The sequence below is a fragment of the Cellulosimicrobium sp. SL-1 genome (genome assembly GCF_011033075.1).
Classification (GTDB): Bacteria; Actinomycetota; Actinomycetes; order Actinomycetales; family Cellulomonadaceae; genus Cellulosimicrobium; species Cellulosimicrobium funkei.
The window spans coordinates 151336-177714 of sequence record NZ_JAACJC010000010.1; the positions used below are offsets into that span (position 1 = coordinate 151336).

General features: G+C 74.7%; 24 protein-coding genes. 2 read left to right on the forward strand and 22 right to left on the reverse strand.

Annotated features, from left to right (window positions below; translation table 11 throughout):
* Positions 1-16 precede the first annotated feature (16 nt).
* The 9 genes from GWJ10_RS16130 to rimP all read right to left on the reverse strand — a co-directional run bounded on the left by GWJ10_RS16130 (position 17) and on the right by rimP (position 10156).
* On the reverse strand, positions 17-1558 hold the full coding sequence (locus GWJ10_RS16130; protein WP_163188505.1) for a DUF6297 family protein: 1542 nt from the start codon (positions 1556-1558) through the stop codon (positions 17-19).
* Between the two features lie 2 nt (positions 1559-1560).
* Entirely contained in the window at positions 1561-2253 is a 693-nt protein-coding gene (locus GWJ10_RS16135) for an ABC transporter ATP-binding protein (protein ID WP_114553193.1), read from the reverse strand.
* Between the two features lie 2 nt (positions 2254-2255).
* Positions 2256-3290 carry a bifunctional riboflavin kinase/FAD synthetase gene (locus GWJ10_RS16140; protein WP_163188507.1) on the reverse strand — a complete coding sequence of 345 codons (1035 nt, stop codon included), beginning with the start codon at positions 3288-3290 and terminating at the stop codon, positions 2256-2258.
* A 150-nt stretch (positions 3291-3440) separates the two neighbouring features.
* Complete coding sequence (gene truB, locus GWJ10_RS16145; protein WP_163188509.1) at positions 3441-4421, reverse strand: tRNA pseudouridine(55) synthase TruB; 981 nt, start codon at positions 4419-4421, stop codon at positions 3441-3443.
* 4 nt (positions 4422-4425) lie between these two features.
* Entirely contained in the window at positions 4426-4878 is a 453-nt protein-coding gene (gene rbfA / locus GWJ10_RS16150; protein WP_043659091.1) for a 30S ribosome-binding factor RbfA, read from the reverse strand.
* A gap of 187 nt (positions 4879-5065) precedes the next feature.
* Positions 5066-7924 carry a translation initiation factor IF-2 gene (infB, locus tag GWJ10_RS16155; protein ID WP_163188511.1) on the reverse strand — a complete coding sequence of 953 codons (2859 nt, stop codon included), beginning with the start codon at positions 7922-7924 and terminating at the stop codon, positions 5066-5068.
* Between the two features lie 157 nt (positions 7925-8081).
* Positions 8082-8462 (reverse strand): YlxR family protein, encoded by a 381-nt coding sequence (locus GWJ10_RS16160; RefSeq protein ID WP_163188513.1) that lies wholly within the window; start codon positions 8460-8462, stop codon positions 8082-8084.
* A 24-nt stretch (positions 8463-8486) separates the two neighbouring features.
* Complete coding sequence (gene nusA, locus GWJ10_RS16165; protein WP_021482697.1) at positions 8487-9548, reverse strand: transcription termination factor NusA; 1062 nt, start codon at positions 9546-9548, stop codon at positions 8487-8489.
* Positions 9549-9550: 2 nt separating this feature from the next.
* Positions 9551-10156 carry a ribosome maturation factor RimP gene (rimP, locus tag GWJ10_RS16170; RefSeq protein ID WP_076406457.1) on the reverse strand — a complete coding sequence of 202 codons (606 nt, stop codon included), beginning with the start codon at positions 10154-10156 and terminating at the stop codon, positions 9551-9553.
* Between the two features lie 147 nt (positions 10157-10303).
* Between rimP and GWJ10_RS16175 the strand changes: the two genes are divergently transcribed.
* Positions 10304-11383, forward strand: a complete 1080-nt coding sequence (locus GWJ10_RS16175; protein WP_163188515.1) for a DUF4439 domain-containing protein — start codon at positions 10304-10306, stop codon at positions 11381-11383.
* Positions 11384-11552: 169 nt separating this feature from the next.
* Here the strand turns inward: GWJ10_RS16175 and GWJ10_RS16180 are convergent, their stop codons facing one another.
* Positions 11553-13433, reverse strand: a complete 1881-nt coding sequence (locus GWJ10_RS16180) for a proline--tRNA ligase (RefSeq protein ID WP_163188517.1) — start codon at positions 13431-13433, stop codon at positions 11553-11555.
* 33 nt (positions 13434-13466) lie between these two features.
* Between GWJ10_RS16180 and GWJ10_RS16185 the strand changes: the two genes are divergently transcribed.
* A complete protein-coding gene (locus GWJ10_RS16185; RefSeq protein WP_061268939.1) occupies positions 13467-14390 on the forward strand; it encodes a DNA-formamidopyrimidine glycosylase family protein in 924 nt (307 codons plus the stop codon).
* 40 nt (positions 14391-14430) lie between these two features.
* On the opposite strand, the gene GWJ10_RS16190 is transcribed toward GWJ10_RS16185, so the two are convergent.
* The 12 genes from GWJ10_RS16190 to rpsB all read right to left on the reverse strand — a co-directional run bounded on the left by GWJ10_RS16190 (position 14431) and on the right by rpsB (position 26248).
* Positions 14431-15396 carry a DUF4081 domain-containing GNAT family N-acetyltransferase gene (locus GWJ10_RS16190; RefSeq protein ID WP_163188519.1) on the reverse strand — a complete coding sequence of 322 codons (966 nt, stop codon included), beginning with the start codon at positions 15394-15396 and terminating at the stop codon, positions 14431-14433.
* A gap of 7 nt (positions 15397-15403) precedes the next feature.
* Positions 15404-16543 carry a flavodoxin-dependent (E)-4-hydroxy-3-methylbut-2-enyl-diphosphate synthase gene (gene ispG, locus GWJ10_RS16195; RefSeq protein ID WP_021482273.1) on the reverse strand — a complete coding sequence of 380 codons (1140 nt, stop codon included), beginning with the start codon at positions 16541-16543 and terminating at the stop codon, positions 15404-15406.
* A gap of 165 nt (positions 16544-16708) precedes the next feature.
* A complete protein-coding gene (locus tag GWJ10_RS16200; protein WP_163188521.1) occupies positions 16709-18019 on the reverse strand; it encodes a site-2 protease family protein in 1311 nt (436 codons plus the stop codon).
* Between the two features lie 58 nt (positions 18020-18077).
* The gene (dxr, locus tag GWJ10_RS16205; RefSeq protein ID WP_163188523.1) at positions 18078-19277 is read right to left on the reverse strand and encodes a 1-deoxy-D-xylulose-5-phosphate reductoisomerase; all 1200 of its coding nucleotides are present in this window, start codon (positions 19275-19277) and stop codon (positions 18078-18080) included.
* Positions 19278-19330: 53 nt separating this feature from the next.
* Positions 19331-20080, reverse strand: coding sequence for a class I SAM-dependent methyltransferase (locus tag GWJ10_RS16210; RefSeq protein WP_206158416.1), 750 nt, complete (start codon positions 20078-20080; stop codon positions 19331-19333).
* Positions 20081-20096: 16 nt separating this feature from the next.
* Positions 20097-20648: a DivIVA domain-containing protein gene (locus GWJ10_RS16215; protein ID WP_163188525.1), complete on the reverse strand. Its 552-nt coding sequence runs from the start codon at positions 20646-20648 to the stop codon at positions 20097-20099.
* Positions 20645-21790 (reverse strand): 23S rRNA (adenine(2503)-C(2))-methyltransferase RlmN, encoded by a 1146-nt coding sequence (rlmN, locus tag GWJ10_RS16220; protein WP_061268935.1) that lies wholly within the window; start codon positions 21788-21790, stop codon positions 20645-20647. Before rlmN ends, GWJ10_RS16215 begins: the two co-directional genes overlap by 4 nt.
* Positions 21791-21849: 59 nt before the next feature.
* A complete protein-coding gene (locus tag GWJ10_RS16225) occupies positions 21850-22707 on the reverse strand; it encodes a phosphatidate cytidylyltransferase (protein ID WP_163188526.1) in 858 nt (285 codons plus the stop codon).
* Between the two features lie 32 nt (positions 22708-22739).
* The gene (frr, locus tag GWJ10_RS16230) at positions 22740-23297 is read right to left on the reverse strand and encodes a ribosome recycling factor (RefSeq protein WP_021482015.1); all 558 of its coding nucleotides are present in this window, start codon (positions 23295-23297) and stop codon (positions 22740-22742) included.
* A gap of 75 nt (positions 23298-23372) precedes the next feature.
* The gene (gene pyrH / locus GWJ10_RS16235; RefSeq protein ID WP_061268933.1) at positions 23373-24128 is read right to left on the reverse strand and encodes a UMP kinase; all 756 of its coding nucleotides are present in this window, start codon (positions 24126-24128) and stop codon (positions 23373-23375) included.
* 163 nt (positions 24129-24291) lie between these two features.
* Positions 24292-25131: a translation elongation factor Ts gene (tsf, locus tag GWJ10_RS16240; RefSeq protein ID WP_034652463.1), complete on the reverse strand. Its 840-nt coding sequence runs from the start codon at positions 25129-25131 to the stop codon at positions 24292-24294.
* Positions 25132-25264: 133 nt separating this feature from the next.
* On the reverse strand, positions 25265-26248 hold the full coding sequence (rpsB, locus tag GWJ10_RS16245) for a 30S ribosomal protein S2 (protein ID WP_034652460.1): 984 nt from the start codon (positions 26246-26248) through the stop codon (positions 25265-25267).
* Positions 26249-26379: the final 131 nt, after the last annotated feature.

Below are 26379 nucleotides of genomic sequence, written 5' to 3' on the forward strand. Positions count from 1 at the left end.
TCGTGCCGCCGTCGGGTCAGCGGACCGCGCGCACGTGGGTCGCGACCGCGACCGCCACGACGGCGGCCAGCGCCTGGGCCACCACGACGCCCCACCCGGGCGTACCGACGAGCAGCGCGACCCCGAGCGGGACCGCGCCGAGCACCGCGACGTCGGGCCCCTTGCGCAGCACGGCCGCGGCGCCCGTCGGCAGGCCGCCCGAGGGTGTCGCGAGCAGCGGCCCGCCCCAGTCCGGCGGCTCGCGGTAGGCGCTGCGCACGGCGGCGGCGCCCTGGACGACCGCCGCGAGCACCGCGACCCCGAGCCAGCGTGCGTCCCCCGTCCCGAGCGCGAGCGGGGCCGCGCCCGCGACGAGGCAGGCCGTCGCGGTGAGCGTCGGGACGACGCCGCGCGCGAGCCGCGTCCAGCGCGCGCGGAGGGGCACGAGCGCGTCGACGACCGGGGCCATCTCGGCCGTGCGCGCCCCCTCCGCGCCGAGCACCGCCGCGCCGAGGCCCGCCACGACGAGCAGGGCGAAGAGACCGAAGCCGGAGCCCAGGCCGGGCACCTGCTGCGCGACGACCGTGAGGGCGGCGAGACCGACGAGCTGGGCGAGCGCCGACGGGCTGCGGCCCAGCAGCACGAGGTCGGCCGCGGCCACCGCGCCGACGGGACCGCGCACCGCGGCGAACCGGCGCGGCCGGCGGACCCGGACCCGGGCGGCGCCGGCACGGCGCAGGGCCCGGCCGAGGTCGCGCGTGTCGAAGGACAGCACGGCGCCACCCACCTGGTCCGCGACCGCGCTCTGCGCGCGCAGCACCGTCGCGCCGAGGGACTCCAGCCCGCGCCACCACCGCAGCACGAGCAGCGCCGCGACGGCGAGCAGACCGAGCACGACGACGAGCGGCGCACCGAGCGGCGGGAGACCCGGGCGCCCGGCGACGACGAGCGCGAGGCCCGCGACCGGCACGGCCGCGACCGCGACGTCGCACGTCCGCGCGAGCAGCCCGGCGGCGCGGGCCGACGGCTGGGCGAGTCCCGCGACCGCGACGAGGAGCAGGCCGAGGGCGCCGCCGGTCGCACCGGCCCGCAGCGCGGGCACCGCGTCCAGACCGGCCGCGACCGCGACGACGGCGCTCCCCAGCGCACCGAGCCCGGCACCCAGCACGACGGCGCGCGCGAAGGACGGCGACACGAGACCCCGCCGGTCGGCGGGCGTCGGCACCCACCACCGCACCCCGCCCCCGCCGACGCCGACCGGGCCCAGGCGCACGGCGGTGCCCGTGAGGAACGCGAGCAGCGCCGTCGTGCCGAGCGCCTGGACGGCCCCCGGCCCCAGCACGGGCGGCCCGCCCGCCGGTGCGGCGGTCGCGAGCGTCGAGCGCAGCATCGACGCGAGCCCGACGACCCAGCCCGTCGCGAGCGCGACGGACACCACGGCGTAGGCGACGTCGACGACGATCTCGCCCGGCCCGGCGTCGGCCCGCGCGGCCGCGGCGCGGGCGGTGAGACGGCGCAGCTCGCGGCCCGTCAGCAGCTCGTCCGGGTCGGAGCGCAGCGCGCTCGCTCCGTGCGGCACGGTCAGCGCACCGCAAGGAGCGCCGCGTGGACGTCGGCCGGGGCGAGCGGGACGCACCGGTCGTCGCCGACGAGCAGGCCGCGCGCGCCCGTGCGCTCCACGAGCTCGGGGTCGTGCGTGGCGAGGACCACGGCCACGCCGCTGCGCGCGTCCTCGACGAGCAGCGCGGCGAGGCGCTCGCGCATCCCCGGGTCGAGCCGCTGCTCGGGCTCGTCGAGGACGAGCAGCTCACGGGGCCGCACGAAGCCCGAGGCGAGCAGGAAGCGTCGACGCTGGCCGGAGGAGAGCGCCGACGGGAGCGACCGACCCTGCTCGGCGATCCCGAACCGGTCGAGCAGCTCGTCCACGACGGACCCGGCCCCCGGCACGCCGTGCCCCCGCGCGACGAGGACGAGGTGCTCGCGGACCGTGAGCGCCGGGAAGAACGCGTCGTCGTCGAGCACGCCCGCGACGCGCGCCCGGAAGTCGCGCTCGCGCTCGTCCACGTCGCGCCCGAACGCGCGCACCGCACCGCCGAGCGGCGCCTGGAGACCGAGCAGCGTGCGCAGGAGCGTCGACTTGCCGCTCCCGTTGGCGCCGATCACCACGACCAGCTCGCCCGGCGCCACGGCGAGGTCGACGGGCGCGCACACCGCGACGTCCGCGTAGCCGACGCGCAGCGCGCGCGCCTCGAGCACGGGTGCCGGGGCGGCCACGGTCAGGCGCCCGGCGTCGTCGCGACCGGCTCCCCGCCCGGGGCGGCGAGGATCTGGCGGGCGCGCGCGACGTCGTCGTGCATCTGCGCCACGAGCGGCTCGATGCCGTCGAAGCGCAGCGTCGGGCGCAGCCGCTCGACGAGCTCGAGGACCACGTCCTCGTCGTACAGGTCGAGGTCCGCGCGGTCCAGCACGTATGCCTCGACGCGGCGCTCGACGCCGTCGAACGTCGGGTTGGTGCCGATCGAGATCGCCGCCGGCAGGCGCACGTCCGCGTGGCGGGGATCGGCGCCCGCGAGCTGCGGTCGCTCGAGCCAGCCCGCGTAGACGCCGTCGGCGGGGACCATGCCGCTGATCGAGCCGAGGTTGGCCGTCGGGAAGCCGAGCTCGCGCCCCCGCGCGTCGCCGTGCACGACGGTGCCGCGCACGCGGTGGGACCGGCCGAGGATGCGTGCCGCCTCGCGCACGTCGCCCGCCGCGAGCAGCGCGCGCACGCCCGTCGAGGACCAGCGCACCTGCGAGTCGCCCGGCGTCTCCTCGTCGGTGACCGGCACGCCCTGGTGCTGGCCGACGTCGTCGATCGCCACCACGTCGAAGCCGTACCGCGCGCCGAGCGCGACCATCGTCTCCATGGTGCCCGCGTTGTCGCGGCCGAATCGGACGTCGTGCCCGACGACTACCGCCCCCGCGTGCAGGCCGTCGACGAGGTAGGTGCGCACGAACTCCTCCGGCGTCTGCCGCGCGAACTCGAGCGTGTACTCCACGAGCAGGACCGCGTCCAGGCCCGTCGCGGCGAGCAGCTCGACCCGGTCCGCGATGCCCGTGATGAGCTCGGGCGCGCTCTGGGGGCGGTGCACGGCCGACGGGTGCGGGTGGAACGTCACGGCCACGGCGCGGGCGTCGCGCTCGCGCGCCAGGTCGACGATGCGCCCGAGCACCTGGGCGTGCCCGCGGTGGACGCCGTCGAAGTTGCCGATCGTCACGACCGACGGGCCGAAACCCGGGGGAACCTGGCTCAGGTCCGTCCACAGGTGCACGCGAGAACTCCTCAGGTGAGCAGGAAGGCCGCGGGTGCCGCCCGGGGCGGCCGCCCGTGCCGACGGGGGGGCGGCGGACCGGACGGGGAGGCACCGGGACCGCGCTGGACAAGACTGCCACGCCCCGGGCACGACGCCGAACCGGACGCGTCAGGCGGGAGCGAGCACGAGGACCGGCCGAGCGAGGTCCTTGCCGCCGCGGCGGGTGTCCTCCACGAGCGCCACGAGCTCGCCCGTCGGGGACATCGCCGCCGTCGTGCCGGGCGTCCCGGTCGCGTCGACCCACTGCCCGTACGACAGCGCGGTCGCCTGCTCCGGGGTCAGCTCGCGCACGGGGAACGTCGCACGGGCCGCCTGCGCGAGCGGCAGGGTCGCGAGCACGCCGTCGCGGTCCGCCTGGGCCTCGAGCTCCTCGAGCGTCGAGGCGACGTCGAGCCCGTACCCGCCCACCCGCGTGCGCCGCAGCGCCGTGAGGTGGCCGCCGACGCCGAGCGCCGACCCGAGGTCGCGCGCGAGCGCGCGCACGTACGTCCCGGACGACACGGTCACGGTGACGTCGACGTCGAGCGCGGGCGGCGCATCGTCGGGGAGGCCCTGCTCCCCCGGCGCCACGGGCCGCACCGCGAGCACGTCGAAGCGCGAGACGACGACGGGCCGCGCCGCCAGCGCGACCTCCTCGCCCGCACGGGCGCGCGCGTACGCGCGCTGCCCGTCGACCTTGATCGCGCTCACCGTGCTCGGCACCTGGAGGATCTCGCCGGTGAGACCGGCGATCCCCGCGTCGAGGTCGGCCCGCACGACGGCGGACGCGTCCGCCCGCGAGAGCACCTCGCCCTCCGCGTCGTCGGTCGTGGTCGCCGCACCGAGGCGGATCGTCGCGTCATAGTCCTTGTCGGCGCCGACGACGTACGTCAGCAGCTTCGTCGCGCGCCCGACGCCGAGCACGAGCACGCCCGTGGCCATGGGGTCGAGCGTGCCCGCGTGGCCGACCTTGCGCGTGCCGGCGAGGCGTCGGCCACGGCCGACGACGTCGTGGCTCGTCCAGCCGGCGGGCTTGTCGACGACGACGAGACCGTCGGGAGCGACGGGGCGTCGCTCCCGACGGTCGGTCGCGGACGGGCGTGCGCCCACGCGGTCAGGCCCGGTCGTCGTCGGCGACGGCGTCTGCGTCCTCCGACGTGCGGTACGGGTCGGCGTCCCCGGCGAAGGGCTTGCCCTCGCGCAGGGCGGCGAGCTCGGCGTCGCGCCGGCGGGCCTCGACGAGCGCGGCGTCGAGGTGCGCCGCCGTCTCGGGCACCGCGTCGAGGTGGAACTCGATCGCCGGCGTGAGGCGGATGCCGGTCTGCTTGCCGACCTCCGACCGGATGAGGCCCTTCGCGCTCTCCAGCGCGGCGGCCGTCCCGGCCCGCTCCTCGTCCGTCCCGTAGACGGTGTAGAACACCGAGGCGTTCTGCAGGTCGCCCGTGACACGGACGTCCGTCACGGTGACGAACCCGAGGCGCGGGTCCTTGATCCGCGTGTCGAGCATCTGCGCGACGATCTCCTTGATGCGGTCGGCGAGCTTCCTCGCCCGGGGGTGGTCGACCATGTCTTCTTCCTTTCGTGCCGAGCCTTCCGGCGACGGTCCCGACGACCGTACGTCGAACGGCGCCCACCGGCCGGGTGGGTGACCGCGGTGGGGTGCTGACTGACGACTGCGGGTGATGACGACCGCGGGGTGACGAACGCCCGGGGGCGGCCACGATGACCGTGACCGCCCCCGGGCGTGACGAGCGTCAGGAGCGCGGCTTCTCGCGCATCTCGAACGTCTCGATGGTGTCGCCGACCTGGAGGTCGTTGAACGAGCCCAGACCGATACCGCACTCGAAGCCCTCGCGGACCTCGGTGGCGTCGTCCTTGAACCGCTTGAGCGACTCGACCGTGAGGTTGTCCCCCACGACCTTGCCGTCGCGCAGGACGCGCGCCTTGGCGTTGCGGCGGATCTCGCCCGACCGGACGATCGAGCCGGCGATGTTGCCGAACTTGGAGGAGCGGAAGATCTCGCGGATCTCCGCCGTGCCCAGCTGGGCCTCCTCGTACTCCGGCTTGAGCATGCCCTTGAGCGCGGCCTCCACGTCCTCGATCGCCTGGTAGATGATCGAGTAGAAGCGGACGTCGACGCCCTCGCGCTCGGCCAGGTCCTCGACGCGCTCGCCGTACTTCACGTTGAAGCCGATGATGATCGCGTTGTCGACCGTCGCGAGGTTGACGTCGTTCTGCGTGATCGCACCGACACCGCGGTGGATGACGCGCAGCTCGACCTCGTCGCCCACGTCGATCTTGAGCAGCGCGTCCTCGAGGGCCTCGACGGCACCGGACACGTCGCCCTTGAGGACGAGGTTGAGGGTCTCGACCTTGCCCTGCTGGAGAGCCTGCGTGAAGTCCTCGAGGCTGATGCGCTTGCGGCGCTTGGCCAGGAGGGCGGCGCGCTCGGCAGCCTCGCGCTTCTCGGCGATCTGGCGGGCCGTGCGCTCGTCGGGCGCCACGAGGAACGTGTCGCCCGCGCTCGGCACGGACGCGAGACCCAGCACGAGGACCGGACGGGCGGGGCCCGCCTCGGTCACGGCGTTGCCGTGCTCGTCGAACATCGCGCGGACACGGCCGTGGGCCGTGCCGGCGACGATCGCGTCACCGACGTGCAGCGTGCCGGACTGGACGAGGACGGTCGCGACGGCGCCGCGGCCCTTGTCCAGGTTCGCCTCGATGGCGACGCCGCGCGCGTCCTTGTCGGGGTTCGCACGCAGGTCGAGCGAGGCATCGGCCGTGAGCAGGACGGCCTCGAGGAGGTCGTCGATGCCCATGTTCTGCTTCGCGGAGACGTCGACGAACATCGTGTCGCCGCCGTACTCCTCGGCCACCAGGTTGTACTCGGTGAGCTGCTGGCGGATCTTGGCCGGGTTCGCCGACTCCTTGTCCACCTTGTTCACCGCGACCACGATCGGCACGTTCGCCGCCTGGGCGTGGTTGAGCGCCTCGATGGTCTGCGGCATCACGCCGTCGTCCGCGGCCACGACGAGGATCGCGATGTCCGTCACCTGGGCACCACGGGCACGCATGGCGGTGAACGCCTCGTGACCCGGGGTGTCGATGAAGGTGATGGCGCGGTCGACGCCCTCGTGCTCGTGGCGCACCTGGTACGCACCGATGTGCTGGGTGATGCCGCCGGCCTCGCCCGCGACGACGTCCGTCTGGCGGATGGCGTCGAGGAGCTTGGTCTTTCCGTGGTCGACGTGACCCATGACGGTGACGACCGGCGGGCGGGCGGCGAGCTCGTCGTCGCCCTCGGCCTCGAGCTCCGCGTCCAGGTCGATGTCGAACGACCCGAGCAGCTCGCGGTCCTCCTCCTCGGCCGAGACCATCTCGATGACGTAGCCGAGCTCGGACGCGAGGGCACCGAACGTGTCCTCGTCGAGCGACTGCGTCGCCGTGGCCATCTCACCGAGGTGGAACAGCACGGTCACGAGGCTCGCGGGGTTCGCGTCGATCTTGTCGGCGAAGTCGTTGAGCGACGAGCCGTGACGCAGCCGCACGACGGTCGAGCCGTTCCCGCGGGGAACCTGCACGCCGCCGAGCGACGGCGCCTGCATCTGCTCGAACTCCTGGCGCTTCGCGCGCTTCGACTTCCGCCCACGGACCGGGCGACCGCCGGCGCGCCCGAAGGCGCCCTGCGTCGAGCCACGACCGGCGCCACCGCGGCCACCGCCACCGGGACGGCCGGCGAAGCCGCCGCCACCGCCGGGAGCGCCGCCACCACCGGGACGACCGCCGAAGCCGCCGCCACGACCGCCGCCACCGCCACCGGGACGACCACCGGGAGCAGGACGCTCACCGGGACGGCCGATCGAGGTGCGGCCGGGCATCATGCCCGGGTTGGGGCGCGGGCCGCCGGGACGCGGCGCGGGACGCGGGCCGCCCGGGCGAGGACCGCCCGAGCGCTCACCGGACGCCGCCGCCGCACCCTCGGTGCGCTCGGGGCGCGACCCGGGCCGGGGCATGCCCTGGCTCGGGGCGAACGGGTTGTTCCCCGGGCGCGGGGCGCCCGGACGCGGGCCGCCCTGCCGGGGCATGCCCTGGCTGGTCGCGAACGGGTTGTTTCCCGGACGCGGTGCGCCGGGACGCCCGCCCGAGCCACCGGGGCGCGGGGCGGACGCGTTCGTGCCGCCGCCCGGCTTGGGCGAGGCGGTGGGCTTCTGCGCGGGCGCGGGCGTCGGACGCTGCGCCGCGGGAGCCTGGGGTGCCGGAGCCTTCGGGGCCGGCACCGCGGGCGCGGCGGGTGCCGGAGCCTTCGGGGCCGGCGCGGCCGGCTCGGCGGGGGCCGCGGCCTGCGGGGCCTGCGGAGCCGGCGCGGCCGGCTCGGCCTTGACCTCCGGCTTCGGGGCCGGCTTCGGCGCGGCCGGACGCGCGGCGGGTGCCGCGGGCTTGCTCGCGCCGCCGCCTCCGGCGGGGAAGGCGTCGCGCAGCTTGCGGACCACCGGTGGCTCGATGGTCGAGGATGCCGAGCGGACGAACTCACCGAGCTCCGTCAGCTTGGTCATGATGGTCTTGCTTTCCACCCCGAGCTCCTTCGCGAGCTCGTAGACGCGGACCTTTGCCACAACTCTCCTGTCTCGGCCCGCCCCGGACAGGGAGGACCGTCGTTAGTGCTGGGTGCTCATCGCTGGGTACTCATCGGGTGCCCATCGGCTTCTAACCCGCTTCCTTGTCGACGTGTCGTGCTGGCGGCCCCGTACGGACGGGGCCGTGACGCATGGCTCAGAGACGCTCTCCCGGACGGGCCTCGATCGCGGCGCGGACCGCGGCGAGGTCGAGGGGCCCGGCGACACGCAGGGCCCGCGGGACGGCCCGCCGGCGTTCCGCCGTCTCGAGGCACCGGGTCGACGCGTGGAGCCACGCACCGCGACCCGGCAGCGACCGCCCGGCGTCCACCACGAGCCGTGGCTCGTCGGTGCCCGCGCCGGACCGGTCGAGGACCAGACGGAGAAGAGCTGACCGCAGGTCGCGCTGCCTGCACCCGACGCACGTGCGGACCGGAACCGATCCCGTGGGAACGGGGTGGGTCGTGGAGTCCGGGGGCATGGTCGAGGTGCGGGCTCGCGGCCCGGTCGATGACAGTCTACCGCGCCGGTCCGTCATCCGTGACCGTCCCACGCCCCGCGGCTACCGGTCGGCAGCGCGAGGACCTGCGGGAGCGGCACCGTCCGACCCCTCGGCCGGGGCGCCGCCCTCGTCCGAACGGATGTCGATGCGCCACCCCGTGAGCTTCGCGGCCAGGCGGGCGTTCTGCCCCTCCTTGCCGATCGCGAGGGAGAGCTGGAAGTCCGGGACGACGACGCGCGCGGCGCGCGCCACCTCGTCGACCACCGTGACCGACGACACACGCGCCGGGGACAGCGCGTTGGCCACGAACTGGGCCGGGTCGTCGCTGTGGTCGACGATGTCGATCTTCTCGCCGTGGAGCTCCGCCATGACCGCGCGCACGCGCGAGCCCATGGGCCCGATGCACGCGCCCTTGGCTCCGAGACCCGGGACGCGCGAGCGGACGGCGACCTTGGTGCGGTGCCCCGCCTCGCGCGCGATGGCCGTGATCTCCACCGAGCCGTCGGCGACCTCGGGGACCTCGAGCTCGAAGAGCTTGCGGACGAGGTTCGGGTGCGTGCGGCTCAACGTGATCTGCGCGCCCTTCATTCCCCGGGCGACCTCGAGCACGTAGGCGCGCAGGCGCTCGCCGTGCACGTACTCCTCCGTGGGGACCTGCTCGTGCGGCGGGAGCACGGCCTCCGTGCCGCCCACGTCCACGAGCACGACGCGCGGGTCGCGGCCCTGCTGGATGACGCCCGCGAGGACCTCGCCCTCCTTGCCGCGGAACGTGCCGAGGATCTGGTCGTCCTCCGCGTCGCGCAGGCGCTGGACGATGACCTGGCGTGCGGTCGAGGTCGCGATGCGCCCGAAGTCGGCGGGCGTGTGATCGAACTCGGGGCCGTACTCGACGGGGCCGCGCGGGGCGTCCTCGTCGTCGGTCTCGGGAGCCGGCAGCTCCTCGCGCGCCCACACCGTCACGTGGCCCGTCTTGCGGTCGAGCTCGACGCGTGCACGGGTGTACGCGTCGGGGGTGCGGTGGTACGCCGAGAGCAGGGCCTGCTCGATCGCGGCGACGAGCACGTCGAGGCTGATGTCCCGCTCGCGCTCCAGCAGGCGCAGCGCGCTCATGTCCACGTCCATCGTCAGGCCTCCTCGTCGTGGTCGGTCGTCTCGTCGGCGGCGCCGTCGAGCTCGGGCAGGTCCGCCTCGAGGGCGCGCTTGAGCTCGACCTGCACCTCGCCGCGCACGACGTCGGCGAGCGGCACCACGCGCTCCGTCACCGCGCCGCGCGCGCCGGGGACGTCGAGGACCAGCTCGGTCTCGACCGCAGAACCGGAGCGCAGGCGACCCTCGAGCGTGCCGCCGTCGGTCAGGACGAGCCGCACGAGACGGCCGCGGGCGCGCCGGAAGTGGCGCGGCTCGGTGAGCGGACGGTCCGTGCCCGGCGTCGAGACCTCGAGCGTGTACGCGCCGTGGAGCGGGTCCACCGTGTCCAGCGCCGCGGAGATCGGGCGCGTGGCCTCGGCCACCGCGTCCAGGTCGAGGCTGCCCTCGACGTCGTCGGGGAGGTCCAGCACGACGCGCACCACCGAACGAGCACCCGCGCGCGACACCGTGACGTCCTCGAGGTGGAGCCCGGCGTCGCGGACCGCGGGCTCGACCGCCTCGCGGACGCTCTCCCGGAGCGCGTGCGCCGCCGCGTCGCCTCCGGACCCTCTGCCGGACTGACCGCCCGCCTGCCCTGCCATGACTCAGCTCCTGTCCGTGTCCCACGCCGGGTACGCCAGACGACCGGTGTGTTGTTGTCTCGGGTGCTCCGACCCCCGCTCGCGGGACGTCGGAACGGGGACCAGCCTAACGACTCGCGGGCCCCGGACGTGACATCATCGCCCCCGATGACTCCCCACGCGACCGCGGCCGACGCCGCCCCCCGAGCCCGGCGGACCCGTCCCGCGGCCCGTGCCCGCCGTCTGCTCGCGGTGGTCACGGTGCTCGCGACGGGCGTCCTGGCGGCCGGGTGCGGCGTCCGGCTGGACACGCCGCCGCCCACGGAGCCCTCCCCCGACACGGTCGAGGTGCTCCGCTCCGGGGCCGTCGACGACGCGCTCGCGGTCGCCGCGCTGGTGGCGGACGTCACGCCCCGGGTGACCGACCCGGCCGCGCTCGCCGTGCTGGGCGAGGCCGCCGCGTTCGCCGACCGGCACGTCGACGCGCTCGGCGGGGTCTACGACTCGGGCCTCGAGGAGCCCACGGAGCCCGAGGGCGACGTCGCGGGCGACGCCGAGACCGGCACCGCGGGGACCGACGCCCCGGGGACGGGCACGGACGCGGCGGGCACGCCCGCCCCCGGCACCGCGACGACGGACGACGTCGTCACCGCGCTCGTGGGCGCGGCCGAGCGCACGGGCGCGGCGGCGGACGCCTCGCCGGACGCGCGGCTCGCGCGGCTCCTCGCGTCGGTCGCCGCCTCGGAGCACGTCTCGGCGCAGCGGCTCGCCGCGGCCACGGGCTCGACGGCCGCGGCGGGCCTCGCCGAGCCGCCGCCCGTCGACGACGCGCCCGGCGGCGTCGGCGCCGCGGACCTCGCGACGCTCGTCGAGGCGGAGGACGCCGCCGGGTACGGCTACGAGGTGCGTGCCGCGCAGTCGGAGGGCGACGTGCGCACCGCCGCGGTCGCACGCGCCGCCCAGCACCGCGCCCGCGCGCAGGGCTGGGCCCTCGCCGCGGGCACCGACGGGACGCCGCAGGACCCGCGTCGCGTCGCCTACGCGCTGCCCGACGGCACGGACGCGGCCGCGCTCGCGCGCCAGGTCGAGTCGGGGCTCGCGCAGACGTACGCGAGCCTCGTCGCCGCGGCGGCGCCGACGTCCCGGGCCGAGGCCGTCGCGCTCCTCGCGGACGCGTGGGCGAGCGCCGTCGCGTGGGGCGAGGCGCCCGTCGCGTTCCCGGGCCTGCCGGAGCAGACGGCAGGCTGAGCGCGCCCGGCTCGCACGCACGGGCGCGAGGCCGACTCCCGCGGGCGGCCTGGTGCACCGACGACCCCGCGCAGCGCGCACCCGGAGCGCCACACCGCGCGGCCGTGAGCGCAGCAGAGCGCCCCGGCCCGGGGATCCGGACCGGGGCGCCCCGAGGCTGCTCGGACGGTCAGCCGAGGAGCTCGGCGACCCGGCCCGCGACGTGCTCGACGGCGTCCTCGACGGTGACCTGCGCCGCCTCGCCCGCGCGCGGGCGGACCTCGACGACGCCGTCGGCCAGGCCGCGGCCCACGACGAGCAGGAGCGGCACGCCGAGGAGCTCGGCGTCCTTGAACTTCACGCCGGGCGAGACCTTGGGCCGGTCGTCGTAGATCACCTCGACGCCTCGACCTGAGAGCTCGGTCGCGAGGCGCTCGGCCTCCTCGAACACGCTCGCGTCCTTGCCCGTGGCGACGACGTGCACCTGCGCGGGCGCGACGTGCGCGGGCCACGCGAGCCCGGCGTCGTCGTGGTTCGCCTCCGCGAGCGCCGCGAGGACGCGCGTGACGCCGATCCCGTAGGAGCCCATCGTCACGACGACCTGCTTGCCGTTCTCGTCGAGCACCGTGAGGCCGAGGGCCTGGGCGTACTTGCGGCCGAGCGCGAAGATGTGGCCGATCTCGATGCCGCGCGCGAGCTCGAGCGGGCCCGAGCCGTCGGGCGCGAGGTCGCCCGCGCGCACCTCCGCGGCCTCGACCGTGCCGTCGGCGGCGAAGTCGCGCTCGGCGACGAGGTCGAACACGTGGCGGCCGGGCGCGTTCGCGCCGGTGATCCAGCGCGTGCCGGCGACGACGCGCGGGTCGAGGAGGTAGCGCACCGAGTGCCGCTCGGGGGTCTCCCCCGCCGGCGCGTCGGACGCGCCGTCCGCGGGCGCCTCGCGGCGCGCGTTCGGGCCGAGCACCTGCGGGCCGATGTAGCCCTTGACGAGCTCGGGGTGGGCGGCGAAGTCGGCGTCCGTGGCCGGCTCGACCTCGGCGGGCTCGAACGCCGCGCCGACGCGCTTGAGGTCGACCTCGCGGTCGCCCGGCAGCCCGACGACGACGACCTCGCGGCGGCCGTCCGGGTGCGTCAGCGCGAGCACGACGTTCTTCAGCGTGTCGGCCGCCGTCCACGCGCGGTCCTGGCGGGGGTAGCGCGCGTTCGCGAGCTCGACGAGCGAGGCGATGGTCGGGGTGTCGGGCGTGTCCTCGACGTGCGCGGCCGGCGCGTCGGCGTAGTCGACCGCCTCGGGCACCGGCGTGACGACGGCCTCGACGTTCGCGGCGTAGCCCCCGGGCGAGCGCACGAACGTGTCCTCGCCGATCGCGGTCGGGGTGAGGAACTCCTCGGAGCGCGACCCGCCCATCGCGCCGGACGTGGCGGCGACGATGACGTACTCGAGCCCGAGCCGGTCGAAGATGCGCCGGTACGCCGCGCGCTGCGCCTCGTACGAGCGCTCGAGGCCCTCGTCCGTCGTGTCGAACGAGTACGCGTCCTTCATGACGAACTCGCGCCCGCGGATGAGGCCCGCGCGGGGACGCGCCTCGTCGCGGTACTTCGTCTGGATCTGGTAGATCGTCAGCGGCAGGTCCTTGTACGACGAGTACAGGTCCTTGACGAGGAGCGTGAACATCTCCTCGTGGGTGGGCGCGAGGAGGTAGTCGCCGTCCTTGCGGTCCTTGAGGCGGAAGATGTTCGGCCCGTACTCCGTCCAGCGGCCCGTCGCCTCGTACGGCTCCTTGGGCAGCAGCGCCGGGAAGTGCACCTCCTGCGCGCCCGCGGCCGCCATCTCCTCGCGGACCACGTCCTCGACCTTGCGCAGCACGCGCAGGCCGAGCGGGAGCCAGGTGTAGATGCCGGGGGCGGCGCGACGGATGTAGCCCGCCCGCACGAGGAGCCGGTGGCTCGCGACCTCGGCGTCGGCCGGGTCCTCGCGCAGCGTCCGGACGAACAGGGTGGACAGGCGCAGGAGGTCGGCGCCCCGGACGCGGGTGGAGGCCGCGGCGGGCGCGCCGGACGTGACGGAAGACATGCGCCCCACCCTACCGGCGGGGAGGATGTCCCCATGCCCGAGCTGCCCGAGGTCGAGGCCCTCGTCCGGTTCCTCGACGACCGCGCGACCGGCCGCACGGTCGTGGCCGCGGACGTCGCGCAGATCGCCGCGCTCAAGACGTTCGACCCGCCGATCTCGGCCCTGGTGGGGCGGGTCGTCACGGGCGCCCGACGGCACGGCAAGTGGCTCGACCTCGTGCTCGCCGAGGCCGCCGACGGGACCGGTGCGCCCGGGCCCGACGCCGAGGTCCACCTCGTGTTCCACCTCGCCCGGGGCGGGTGGCTGCGCTGGTCCGAGAAGGCGCCGACGACGCCCGTCCGCCCGCGCCTCGGCGGCAGCGGTGGCGGGAAGGCCGCGGTGCTCGCGCTGCGCGTGCGGTTCGACGACGGCTCCGGGTTCGACCTCACGGAGGCCGGGACGCGCAAGCGGCTCGCGGTGCACGTCGTGCGCCACCCGGAGGAGGTCCGGGCGATCGAGACGCTGGGCGTCGAGCCGCTCGACCCGGCCTTCACGCCCGAGGCGCTCGGGGCGCTCATGGCGGCGCGCAACCAGCAGGTGAAGGGGCTGCTGCGCGACCAGTCGTCGATCGCCGGGATCGGGAACGCCTACTCGGACGACATCCTGCACGCGGCGCGCACGAGCCCGTTCAAGCTCACGCGCTCGTTCACGCCCGACGAGGTCGCGCGCGTGCACGCCGCCGTGGGCGAGGTGCTCGCCGAGGCCGTGGCGGCGGCGTCGGGCAAGCCGGCCGCCGAGCTCAAGGACGCGAAGCGCGCGGGGATGCGCGTGCACGGGCGCACGGGGCTGCCCTGCCCCGTGTGCGGCGACACCGTGCGCGAGGTGAGCTTCGCCGACCGCAGCCTCCAGTACTGCCCGACGTGCCAGACCGGGGGCCAGGTCCTCGCCGACCGGCGGATGTCGCGCCTGCTCAAGTGAGGACCCGCCGGGCGGGGCGCGCGCTCCGGGGCGGGCGCCGTCAGAACAGCACGGTCGCGTAGGTCCCGACCTGCTCGAACCCGACCCGGCGGTACGTCGCGAGCGCGGCCGCGTTGTAGTCGTTGACGTACAGCGACACCACGGGAGGCGCCGCACCGCGCGCCGCGTCCGCGAGCCCGGGCTCGCGCGCGAGACGCACGACGGCGGCCATCCCCGGAGCGGCGAGCCCTTGCCCGCGGTACCGCGGGTCGACCCACACGCCCTGCACCTGCGCGACGCGCGGCGTCACCGCGCCGAGCTCCGCCTTGAAGACCACGTGCGGCGAGCGGCCGGGCTCCGCGGCCATGCGGACGAAGGACCGGCCCGCGAGCACGAGCGAACGGACGCGCTCCTCGTACGCGCGGCCCCCGCCCTCGACCGGCGAGTAGCCGACCTCCTCGGTGAACATGCGCACGCACGCGGGCAGCACCACGGGGACCTCCGCCGGGACGGAGCGGCGCACGTGCGGGTCGGGCTCGACGTCCGGGTCGCGGTCGATCGCGAGCGACGGCTGGTTCGCCCGGATCTCGCGCGGCGCCGGCCAGTGCGGGGCGAGCAGGTCCCACAGGGCCAGCACGGCGTCGCGCTCGCCCACGACCGACGACGACCGCCGCCCCGCGTGCCGCGCGAGCGCGGCGAACGCCGCGACCGCCGTGCGGGCGCGGTCGGCGTCGAGCGACGCCGGGACGACCGGCACGAGGTTCGCCCCGGCCCAGCACACCGCCTCGAGCGGACCGACGGCGGGAAAGCCCCACGCCTGGCCGCCCGCGGCGTGCAGGCCGGCGTGCTGCGCGACGGCGAGCCGCGCCGCCGCGAGCGTCGACGCGACCGGGTCGCCCGCGCACACCGCGAGCGCCTCGGGGACGTCCGCGTCGGAGAGCACGCGGGCCCGCTCGGCCGCGTCGTCGCCCGACCCGGCGCGCGCCCGTGGCCGCAGTGCCGGGACCGACGGGCGCCAGCGGCTCACGAGGGGGTCAGCCGACCGTGACGACCGGCGGACCGGCCTGCGCGTCGTTCTCCGGCGTCATGGTCTCCGCGATGCGCAGCGCCTCCTCGATGAGGGTCTCGACGATGAGCGACTCGGGGACCGTCTTGACGACCTCGCCCTTGACGAAGATCTGCCCCTTGCCGTTGCCCGACGCGACGCCGAGGTCCGCCTCACGCGCCTCGCCCGGGCCGTTGACGACGCAGCCCATGACGGCGACGCGCAGGGGCACCTCCATGCCCTCGAGCCCGGCCGTGACCTTCTCCGCGAGCGTGTACACGTCCACCTGGGCGCGGCCGCACGACGGGCAGGAGACGATCTCGAGCTTGCGGGGGCGCAGGTTGAGCGCCTGGAGGATCTGGTTGCCGACCTTGACCTCCTCGACCGGGGGCGCGGACAGCGAGACGCGGATCGTGTCGCCGATGCCCTTGCTCAGCAGCGCGCCGAACGCCGTGGCCGACTTGATCGTGCCCTGGAACGCGGGGCCGGCCTCGGTCACGCCGAGGTGCAGCGGCCAGTCGCCCGCCTCGGCGAGCAGCTCGTACGCCCGCACCATGACGACCGGGTCGTTGTGCTTCACCGAGATCTTGAAGTCGTGGAAGCCGTGCTCCTCGAACAGCGACGCCTCCCACACGGCCGACTCGACCAGCGCCTCGGGCGTCGCCTTGCCGTACTTCGCGAGCAGGCGCGGGTCGAGGGAGCCGGCGTTCACGCCGATGCGCAGGGACACGCCCGCGTCGGACGCCGCCTTCGCGATCTCCTTGACCTGGTCGTCGAACTTGCGGATGTTGCCCGGGTTCACGCGCACCGCGGCGCAGCCCGCGTCGATCGCGGCGAACACGTACTTGGGCTGGAAGTGGATGTCGGCGATCACCGGGATCTGCGACTTCTTCGCGATCGCCGGCAGCGCGAGCGCGTCGTCCGCGCTCGGCACCGCGACTCGCACGATGTCGCAGCCCGACGCCGTGAGCTCCGCGATCTGCTGGAGGGTGGCGTTGATGTCCGTCGTCGGCGTCGTCGTCATGGACTGGACGCTGATCGGCGCGTCGCCGCCGACGTCCACCTTGCCGACCTTGATCTTGCGGCTCTTGCGGCGCGGCGCGAGGACCGGCGGCGGCGCGGCAGGCATTCCGAGACTGATGGGTACGCTCACGCCCCTAGTATCCCCCGGCGAGCGTCGAACGGGGCACCGCCGGGTGTCCGGGACGTCACCTTTCCGCGCGGTCCCGCACATCTTCGCGGCACCTCCACGCACGCCTCCCGGTGGAGCAGAGGCCTCGGGCGACGCGCCGGGCTACGTGAGGCGGACGGGGTCGATGATGTCGGCGAGGATCAGCAGGGCGCCGACGCCGACGAGGACCACGAACATCACGTACGCGACCGGCATCATGCGCGCCAGGTCGGCCGGTCCCGGGCGCGGGCGACCGCGGACGCGCGCGACGGTGCGCTTGGCTCCCTCGTAGAGCGCGTTGACCACGTGCCCGCCGTCGAGCGGCAGGAGCGGGATGAGGTTGAAGACGAACAGCGCGACGTTCAGCGCGGCGAGCAGCAGGAGCATGGTCACCACGCGGTCGAGCACCGGGCTCTCCGCGCCCGCGACGTCCACCGCGACCCGGCCGACCCCGACGACGCTCATCACGGAGTCCTGCCCGCGGGGCGCGTCGGTGAACGCGGCCTGGGCGGCCTCGTAGACCTTGACCGGCAGGGTGACGATGATGCCCGCCGTGCCGCTCACCTGCTGCCACGTGGCCTCCGCGGCCACGCCGATCCCGGCGGGCGTGCGTTCGACGGTCGGCGCGAACCCGACGAACCCGGCGGGCTTCGTGACGGGCTCGCCGTCGTCGTCGACGACGGGCGTGCCGTCCTCGGCGACGACCTGGCGCTCGACCTCGACCGGCGTGATGGTGAGGTCGACCTGTTCGCCGTCGCGCTCGACGACGACCGGCGTGGCCTGGCCGGCGGCGCCGCGGATCATGCCGGAGAGCTGGTCCCACGAGGTGACGTCCTCGCCGTCGAACGCCACGATCGTGTCGCCCGGCCGGAGCCCCGCGGCGGCGGCCGGCGAGGGGTCGGCGTCGGCGGCGCACTCCTGCTCCTCGTCCGTCACGGCGGACGGGACGCACGCGTTCACCGAGCCGACCGTGGTGGTGACCGCGGGCAGGCCGATGCCGACGCACACGATCGCCATGAGGACGAACGCGATGAGGAGATTCATGAAGGGACCGCCGAGCATGACGACGACCTTCTTGGGCGCGGAGAGGTTGTAGAACGCGCGGTGCTCCTCGCCCGGCCGGATCTCCTCCGTGCTGGCGTCCCGCGCGTCGGCCACGACCTGGGAGAAGAACCCGCTGCCGCGGGGGCGGGCGCCCGCGGGTGCGGGCGGGTACATGCCCACGAGGCGCACGTAGCCGCCGAGCGGGATCGCCTTGAGGCCGTACTCGGTCTCGCCCTTCGTGCGCGACCACAGGGTCGGGCCGAAGCCGACCATGTACTGGCTCACGCGGACGCCGAACTTCTTCGCGGGCACCATGTGCCCGACCTCGTGCAGCGCGATCGAGACGACGATCCCGACCACGATCACCAGGATGCCGATCAGCGTGGCCATCGTTCCCTCTGCTCCCTCTCGACGTCCAGGGCGGTCGTCCCGCCCCGACGGTTGCTCGTCACCGGCGGTCCAGCAGCTCGTGGGCTCGCGCGCGCGCCCAGGTCTCCGCCTCCGCCACGTGCTCCAACGTCAGCGCGTCCGCGGGGGTTCCGTCGTGCGCCGCGAGCACGCGCTCGACCGTCGCCACGATGTCACCGAAACCTGCGCGTCCGCTGAGGAACGCCGCGACGGCCTCCTCGTTCGCCGCGTTGTACACCGCCGGGTGCGTGGCGCTCGCCGCCACGGCCGCGCGCGCGAGCCTCACCGCGGGGAACGCCGCGTCGTCGAGCGGCTCGAACGTCCACGACGTCGCGGCGGACCAGTCGCACGGCGGCGTCACGGGGTCGAGCCGGTCGGGCCACGACAGCCCGAGCGCGATGGGCAGGCGCATGTCCGGCGGCGACGCCTGCGCGATCGTCGAGCCGTCGACGAACTCGACCATCGAGTGCACGACGGACTGCGGGTGCACGACGACCGTGATGTCGTCGGCCGGGACGTCGAAGAGCAGGTGCGCCTCGATGAGCTCGAGACCCTTGTTCATGAGGCTCGCGGAGTTCACGGTGACGACCGGGCCCATGGCCCAGGTGGGGTGCGCGAGCGCCTGGTCGACGGTCGCGGCCTTGACCGCGTCGGCCTCCCAGCCGCGGAACGGGCCGCCCGAGGCGGTGAGGATCAGCCGGCGCACCTCCGGTCGCGTCCCCGACCGCAGGCACTGGGCGATGGCCGAGTGCTCGGAGTCCACCGGGACGATCTGGTCCGGGCGCTGCTGGGCTGCGCGGACGAGCGCTCCCCCGGCGACGAGCGACTCCTTGTTCGCGAGGGCGAGCGTCGACCCGGCGCGCAGCGCGGCGAGCGTCGGGCCGAGGCCCACCGACCCCGTGACCCCGTTGAGGACGACGTCGCTCCCCCGCGCCGCGAGCTCGGCCGCGGCATCGGGTCCGGCGAGCACCTCGGGGACCTCCTCGCGACCGGCGCAGGCCGCCGACAGCGCCTCGGCCAGGGCCGCCGCACGGGTCGCGTCCGCCACGCCGACCGCGCGCACGCCCAGGTCGGCGGCCTGGCGCGCCAGCAGGTCCACGTCGCCGCCGCCCGCCGAGAGCGCCTCGACCCGGAACCGGTCGGGGTGGGCCCGGACGACGTCGATCGCCTGCGTGCCGATCGACCCGGTCGAGCCGAGGATCGTCACGGTGCGCGGGGTGGGTGCAGGTCCGTCGGGCATGGTTCCCATCCTTCCAGGCCGCGGGCGGTGCACCGCACCGGGAGGTCGTGCGGTCAGCGCGGCGCCGTCCACTCGAGCGTGTACCGAAAAAACAGCCGACGGCGCACGCGCGCGCCCGGCAGCAGCACCCGGGCCGTGCGGGCGACCTCGTCCACGGTGTGCCGCGGGTCCCGGACGGGCATGCCCGGCGCGTCGGGCCCAGGGTCCTCGGGTCGGGCGCGGCGGGGGTGCTTCACGAGGCCCACGAGCGGGTTGAGCAGCGCGGACGCGACGTCGACGGCGAGGTCCCGCGCCGTGGCGACCCGGGCGAGCCCCACGACCAGCAGACGGCCGCCCGGCGCGAGGAGGTCCCGCGCGTGCCGGAGCGCCTCGTCGAGCTCGAGATGGTGCAGCACCGCGACCATCGCCACCGCGTCGTACCCGCGGTGCTCCGGGGAACCGGTCCCCGGCCCGGGCGTCCCGCCCGGCGAGCGGACGTCGTCGGGCGAGCGGACGTCGTCGAACCGGAGCCGGCGCACCGTCACGGCGGGGTCGGCAGCGTGCCGCGCCCGGGCCTGCGCGACCATGCCCGCGTCGGCGTCGATCCCGTGCACCTCGGCGGCCCGGGCCCGCAGCCGGCCCAGGAGCACGCCGGCGCCGCAGCCGACGTCGAGCACGACGCGGGCGTCGTGCGGCACGCGCCGCACGACCCAGCCGTGGAAGTGCTCGTTGTGGTTCCAGGGGTGGCGGGCGTTGAACGTCGCAAGCGACGCGACCGCGCGCCGCAGCGGACGGATCGGCGTCGCCCGGGGGTCGAGGCTCACGCGCGGCGGGGCGTCGTCACTCGACGCCGAGCAGCACCTCGATGGCGCGCGCGAAGAACGCGTCGACCGGACCCTCCGCGTAGCCGTCGCGCCCGCGCGCCCGGCCGAACGTCGCGGACCGGATCTCGGCCGCCGTGATCGGGACCTGGCGGTCGAAGTAGGCGACGAGCCGGTCGCACAGGTCGTCGACGTCGTCGATGTCGTAGGCCGGCTTGCCGCGCTCCGCGAGCGTGAACTTCTCGCCGTCGGGACGACCGAGGCGCCCGTAGAGCGTCCGCGCGCGCTCGGCGAGCGCGTTCATCCACGCCTGCTGCCCGTGCGCCGCGACGTACTCGGCCCGCTGGCGCGCGATGAACGCGCCCTCGAGCCGGTCGAGGGCGGCGTCGACCTCGTGCGTGTCGTAGCCGCCACGGACCAGGTCGAAGACCGACGCCTGGATCTCGGTGCTCGTGAGCCGCTCCGACACCCGGCCCTCGTAGACGTCACGAGCGTGCTCGAAGAAGTCGTCGACCTCCTCGGGGTCGTACCCGTTCCGGGTCTTCGACACCGTGGTGAACAGCGAACTCACTCGTCCTCCTCTGCAGCGAGCTGCCCGCAGGCGCCGTCGATGTCGCTGCCGCGGGTGTCACGGATCGTCGTCGGGATCCCGTGACCGCGCAATCGTGCCACGAACTCCGCCTCGACGGCAGGGTCGCTGGCCGTCCAGATCGATCCGGGCGTCGGGTTGAGCGGGATCGGGTTGACGTGGACCCAGCCGCGGCCGCGCGCGTTGAGCTTCTCGCCCAGGAGGTCGGCGCGCCACGCGTGGTCGTTCATGTCCTTGATGAGCGCGTACTCGATGCTCACGCGGCGGCCCGTGACCTCGAAGTAGTGCCGGGCCGCGTCGAGCGTCTCGTCGACGCTCCACCGGGTGTTGATCGGCACGAGCTCGCTGCGCAGGTCGTCGTCCGGGGCGTGCAGCGACAGCGCGAGGGTCACCGGGATCCCCTCGTCGGCGAGCTTGCGCATCGCGGGCACGAGCCCGACCGTCGACACCGTGATGTTGCGGGCGGACATCCCGAGCCCGTCGGGCGCGGGGGCGACCAGACGGCGCACCGTGCCCATGACGGCCTTGTAGTTCGCGAGCGGCTCGCCCATGCCCATGAACACGAGGTTGTTGAGGCGCGCCGGGCCGCCCGGGATCTCGCCGTCCGCGAGCGATCGGGCCGCGGAGCGCACCTGCTCGACGATCTCCGCGACCGAGAGGTTGCGCGTCAGGCCGAGCTGCCCCGTCGCGCAGAACGGGCACGCCATGCCGCAGCCCGCCTGGCTCGACACGCACAGGGTCGAGCGCTGCGGGTAGCGCATGAGGACCGACTCGACCTTCGCGCCGTCGAAGAGGTGCCACAGCGTCTTCACGGTCGTGCCGCCGTCGGCCTCCATGCGCCGCGCCGCCGTGAGCAGCGGCGGGAAGAGCGCCTCGGCGAGCACGTCCCGGGTCGCCTTCGGCAGGTCCGTCATCGCCTCGGGGTCGCGCGTGAGGTGCGCGTAGTAGTGCGTCGCGAGCTGCTTGGCGCGGAACGGCTTCTCGCCGAGCTCGACGACGACGTCCCGCACCTCCTCGGGCGCGAGGTCGGCGAAGTGGCGCGGCGGCTTGCCGCGGCGCGGGGCCGACATGACGAGCGGCAGCGGCTTCGACTCCGCGGACGGGCGGACGGAACGGACGGTCATGAGGAGGTCCAAGCGTGGGGGGCGGTGCGGACGGGTGCGCCGCGCCGTGAGCCGGGCCGTCAGACGGCCAGGGCGAGCAGCACGTACACGAACGGGGCGGTGAGGAGCATGGAGTCGAGCCGGTCGAGGATGCCTCCGTGGCCGGGCAGGAGCGACCCCATGTCCTTCAATTCTAGGTCCCGCTTGATCATGGACTCGGCGAGGTCGCCGATCGTCGCCGTGAGCGGCGCCAGGACGCCCAGCGCGACGCCGAGCAGCGGGCTCGCGCCGAGCCCCACCACCGCGCCGACGACCCCGACGGCGGTCGCCAGCACGAACGACCCGGCGAGCCCCTCCCACGACTTCTTGGGGCTGACGGACGGGGCGAGCGGGTGCCGTCCGAACAGGACGCCCGCGACGTACCCGCCGACGTCGTTCGCCACCGCCAGCAGGATGAAGAGCAGGACCCGCACGCGCCCGTCCGGTGCGGCGAGCATGAGCATGACGAAGCCCGCCATGAACGGCAGGTACGCCGCCGCGAAGGTCGCGGCGGCGGCGTCGCGCACGGCGGCCGTGCCCGACCCGTCGATCACGCGCCAGACCACCGCCCCCGCCACGGTGAGCATGAAGGAGACGAGCAGCGCCTCGGGCCCCGAGTAGTACGAGGAGACGAGGATGCCGACCGTGCCCACGAGGAGCGGGAGCAGCGGGAGGTGCAGGTCGCGGCGCCGGAACGCCTGGGCGAGCTCCCACAGCGCCGCGCCCACCGCGACGGTCGCGAGCAGCACGAAGAGCTCGGGCCGGAAGGCGAGGCTGACCGCGACGAGCGCGAGCAGGCCGAGGCCCACCGCGATCGCCACGGGGAGGTTGCGGCCCGCCTTGGGTGCGCGCGCCGCGGTCGTGCCTTTGCCTGCGGACGTCGAGGAGGTGTCGGTCATCGGTGCGTGGAGGAGCTCGCCGGACGAGGTGCTCAGACCTCGAGCAGCTCGCTCTCCTTGCCCGCGAGCAGCGCGTCGACCTGGTCGACGTGCGCCTTCGTGAGGACCTCGAGCTCCTTCTCGGCGCGCGCGACCTCGTCCTCGCCGGCCTCGCCGTCGCGCGCGATGCGGTCCAGCTCCTCCTTCGCCCGACGGCGGACGTTGCGGATCGCGACGCGCGAGTCCTCCGCCTTCGACTTCGCGAGCTTCACGAAGTCACGACGGCGCTCCTCCGTGAGGGCGGGCAGGACGACCCGGACGACGTTGCCGTCGTTCGAGGGGTTCACCCCGAGGTCGGAGTCGCGCAGCGCCTTCTCGACCGCGGTCATCGAGCTCTTGTCGAACGGCGAGACGAGGATCGTGCGCGCCTCGGTCACCGTGAACGACGCGAGCTGCTGCAGCGGGGTCGGGGCGCCGTAGTAGTCGACCGTGATCTTGTTGAACATCGCGGCGTTCGCACGGCCCGTGCGGATCGCGGCGAAGTCCTCCTTGGCCACCTCGACGGCCTTGTCCATCTTCTCCTCGGCCTCGAGGAGGGTCTCGTCGATCACCAGTGCTCCTTCGTCGTTCGTCGTGGGTCGGTCCGTGCGGTCGTGGCCGGGGTCACCGGCCTGGTCGCACCGGTGTCAGTCGGTCGTGACCAGTGTGCCAATATTCTCGCCGACCAGGGCGCGCGTGACGTTCCCCGGCTCGCTCATGCCGAACACGCGCATGCGCACGTCGTTGTCCCGGCACAGGCTCAGCGCCGTCGCGTCCATGACCCCGAGGTCGTTGACGAGCGCGTCGGTGTACGTGAGGTGGTCGAGCTTGGTGGCCGACGGGTCCGTGCGCGGGTCCGCCGTGTAGACGCCGTCCACGCCGTTCTTGCCCATGAGGACCTCCTGGCAGTGCGTCTCGAGGGCGCGCTGCACGGAGACCGTGTCGGTCGAGAAGTACGGCATCCCGGCGCCGGCGCCGAAGATGACGACGCGGCCCTTCTCGAGGTGCCGGATCGCGCGCAGCGGGATGTACGGCTCGGCGACCTGGCCCATCGCGATGGCGGTCTGCACGCGCGTCTTCACCCCGGCCTGCTCGAGGAAGTCCTGGAGCGCGAGGCAGTTCATGACCGTGCCCAGCATGCCCATGTAGTCGGCACGCGCGCGGTCGAGCCCGCGCTGGGAGAGCTCCGCCCCGCGGAAGAAGTTGCCGCCACCGACCACGATGGCGACCTGGACGCCCTGCTCGACCGCGGCCGCGATCTCCTGGGAGACGCGCTGGACGACGTCGGGCGCGAGGCCGATCTGCCCGCCGCCGAACGTCTCGCCCGACAGCTTGAGGAGCACCCGCCGGTGCTCGGTCCCCGTCCGGGGCTCGGTCTGCTCGCCTGCCGTCACTGTCGACACCTGTCCTTCGTCCTGGCCCGGTGGGGCGGGGTGGTCCTGCTCCGCCGTCGTCCACCTGATGGTGCGGCACGTCGGCGGTCGTCGCGCGCCCGGGCCTGGCCCGGGTGCGCGGTCGGCCCGGACCCGCCGTCCACGAGACGACGGGGCCGGGCCGACGGGGGCGTCAGGCGCCGACGCGGTAGCGCACGAACTCCGTGATGGTGCCGCCGGCCTCGGAGACGACCTGGCCGACCGTCTTCTTCGGGTCCTTCGCGAGCGGCTGGTCGACGAGCACGACGTCCTTGAAGAAGCCGTTGAGGCGACCCTCGACGATCTTCGGCAGCGCGGCCTCGGGCTTGCCCTCGTTGCGCGAGGTCTCCTCGGCGATGCGGCGCTCGTTCTCGACCGTCTCGGCCGGGACCTCGTCGCGCGAGAGGTACGTCGGGGACATCGCGGCGACGTGCTGCGCGACGTCCTTCGCGACGGCCTCGCCCGCGGCGTCCGTGGCGACGACGACGCCGATCGACGGCGGCAGGTCGCGCGCGGTGCGGTGGAGGTACGCGGTGACGCGCTCGCCCGCGACGCGGGTCACGCGGCGCAGGACGATCTTCTCGCCGAGCGTCGCGGCCTGGTTGTCGATGACCTGCTGGACGGTCTCGCCGTCCGCGTCCGCGGCGAGCGCCGCGTCCGCGTCGCGCGCACCGGCCTCGGCCGCGGCCTTGAGCACGCGGTCCGCGAGGGAGATGAACGTGTCGTTCTTCGCGACGAAGTCCGTCTCGGAGTTGAGCTCGATGAGCGTCGCGACCTGGCCACCCTCGGTGTCGCGGATGTCGACGGCGACGAGGCCCTCGGAGGTCGAGCGGCCCTCGCGCTTGGCGACGCCCTTCAGACCCTTCACACGGATGATCTCGAGCGCCTTGTCCGCGTCGCCGCCCGCCTCGTCGAGAGCCTTCTTGACGTCGAGCATGCCGGCGCCGGTGCGCTCGCGCAGGGCCTTGATGTCAGCGGCGGTGTAGTTCGCCATGGTGGTTCCTCACTCGTGGTTCGTCACGGGTACTTCGTCACAAGCGACGTGCTGGCGGCACCGCGTGGGTGCCCGGTACGCCGGTGGTACGGCACGGGGTGGGCGACGGTCGCCCGTCGCCCACCCCGGGACGTCACTTGGTCTCGTCGGCCTCGGCGTCGGCGACCACGGCCTCGGCGTCCGCGACGACGGCAGCCTCGGCGGCGGCCTCCTCGACGACCTCGGCGGTGGCGTCACCCGGCTCCTCGGCGGCGACCTCGGCGGCAGCCTCGGCCACGCCCTCGGCCGCGGCGGCCTCGACGTTCGCCTCGGCGGCCTTCTCGTCCGCCTCGAGCTGCTGCTCGGCGCCGGCGAGGAGCTCGCGCTCCCACTCGGCCAGCGGCTCGGCGGAGGCGCCCGCCTCGGCCTCGGCGCCCGAACGGCCCGAGTGACGCTGGAGCAGACCCTCGGCGACGGCGTCCGCGATGACCCGCGTGAGCAGCGTCACGGAGCGGATCGCGTCGTCGTTGCCCGGGATCTTGTAGTCCACGACGTCCGGGTCGCAGTTCGTGTCGAGGATCGCGACGATCGGGATGTGGAGCTTGCGCGCCTCGTCGACCGCGAGGTGCTCCTTGTTCGTGTCGACGATCCACACGGCGGAGGGGACCTTCGCCATGTCGCGGATGCCGCCGAGCGTGCGGGCGAGCTTGTCCTTCTCGCGACGCAGGACGAGGAGCTCCTTCTTCGTGAGCGCCGAGCCGGCGACGTCGTCGAAGTCGATCTCCTCGAGCTCCTTGAGGCGCTGGAGACGCTTGTGCACCGTGGTGAAGTTGGTGAGCATGCCGCCGAGCCAGCGGTGGTTCACGTAGGGCATCCCGACGCGCGCGGCCTGCTCGGCCACGGGCTCCTGGGCCTGCTTCTTGGTGCCGACGAAGAGGATGGAGCCGCCGTGCGCGACGGTCTCCTTGACGAACTCGTACGCGCGGTCGATGTACGACAGCGACTGCTGGAGGTCGACGATGTAGATGCCGTTGCGCTCGGTGAAGATGAAGCGCTTCATCTTCGGGTTCCAACGGCGGGTCTGGTGCCCGAAGTGGACACCGCTCTCGAGGAGCTGGCGCATGGTCACGACGGCCATGACACGTCCTTTCGCCGTGCGGCCCGGGATCCACCCGGTGCGCGCACGCTTCTGGCGGCCCCTCCCGTGGGACGGACCGCGGTGCGGTTGTCGGTGACGACCCTGGTGGTCGCACCCCTGGCGCCACCCGT

What these genes read in the sequence shown, in the direction of transcription:
- rbfA (WP_043659091.1), bottom strand. Translation starts at nt 4,878, where the DNA reads ATGGTCGACCACCCCCGGGCGAGGAAGCTCGCCGACCGCATCAAGGAG.
- GWJ10_RS16160 (WP_163188513.1), bottom strand. Translation starts at nt 8,462, where the DNA reads ATGACGGACCGGCGCGGTAGACTGTCATCGACCGGGCCGCGAGCCCGC.
- nusA (WP_021482697.1), bottom strand. Translation starts at nt 9,548, where the DNA reads ATGGACGTGGACATGAGCGCGCTGCGCCTGCTGGAGCGCGAGCGGGAC.
- rimP (WP_076406457.1), bottom strand. Translation starts at nt 10,156, where the DNA reads ATGGCAGGGCAGGCGGGCGGTCAGTCCGGCAGAGGGTCCGGAGGCGAC.
- GWJ10_RS16175 (WP_163188515.1), top strand. Translation starts at nt 10,304, where the DNA reads ATGACTCCCCACGCGACCGCGGCCGACGCCGCCCCCCGAGCCCGGCGG.
- GWJ10_RS16180 (WP_163188517.1), bottom strand. Translation starts at nt 13,433, where the DNA reads ATGTCTTCCGTCACGTCCGGCGCGCCCGCCGCGGCCTCCACCCGCGTC.
- GWJ10_RS16185 (WP_061268939.1), top strand. Translation starts at nt 13,467, where the DNA reads ATGCCCGAGCTGCCCGAGGTCGAGGCCCTCGTCCGGTTCCTCGACGAC.
- ispG (WP_021482273.1), bottom strand. Translation starts at nt 16,543, where the DNA reads ATGCCTGCCGCGCCGCCGCCGGTCCTCGCGCCGCGCCGCAAGAGCCGC.
- GWJ10_RS16200 (WP_163188521.1), bottom strand. Translation starts at nt 18,019, where the DNA reads ATGGCCACGCTGATCGGCATCCTGGTGATCGTGGTCGGGATCGTCGTC.
- dxr (WP_163188523.1), bottom strand. Translation starts at nt 19,277, where the DNA reads ATGCCCGACGGACCTGCACCCACCCCGCGCACCGTGACGATCCTCGGC.
- rlmN (WP_061268935.1), bottom strand. Translation starts at nt 21,790, where the DNA reads ATGACCGTCCGTTCCGTCCGCCCGTCCGCGGAGTCGAAGCCGCTGCCG.
- GWJ10_RS16225 (WP_163188526.1), bottom strand. Translation starts at nt 22,707, where the DNA reads ATGACCGACACCTCCTCGACGTCCGCAGGCAAAGGCACGACCGCGGCG.
- tsf (WP_034652463.1), bottom strand. Translation starts at nt 25,131, where the DNA reads ATGGCGAACTACACCGCCGCTGACATCAAGGCCCTGCGCGAGCGCACC.
- rpsB (WP_034652460.1), bottom strand. Translation starts at nt 26,248, where the DNA reads ATGGCCGTCGTGACCATGCGCCAGCTCCTCGAGAGCGGTGTCCACTTC.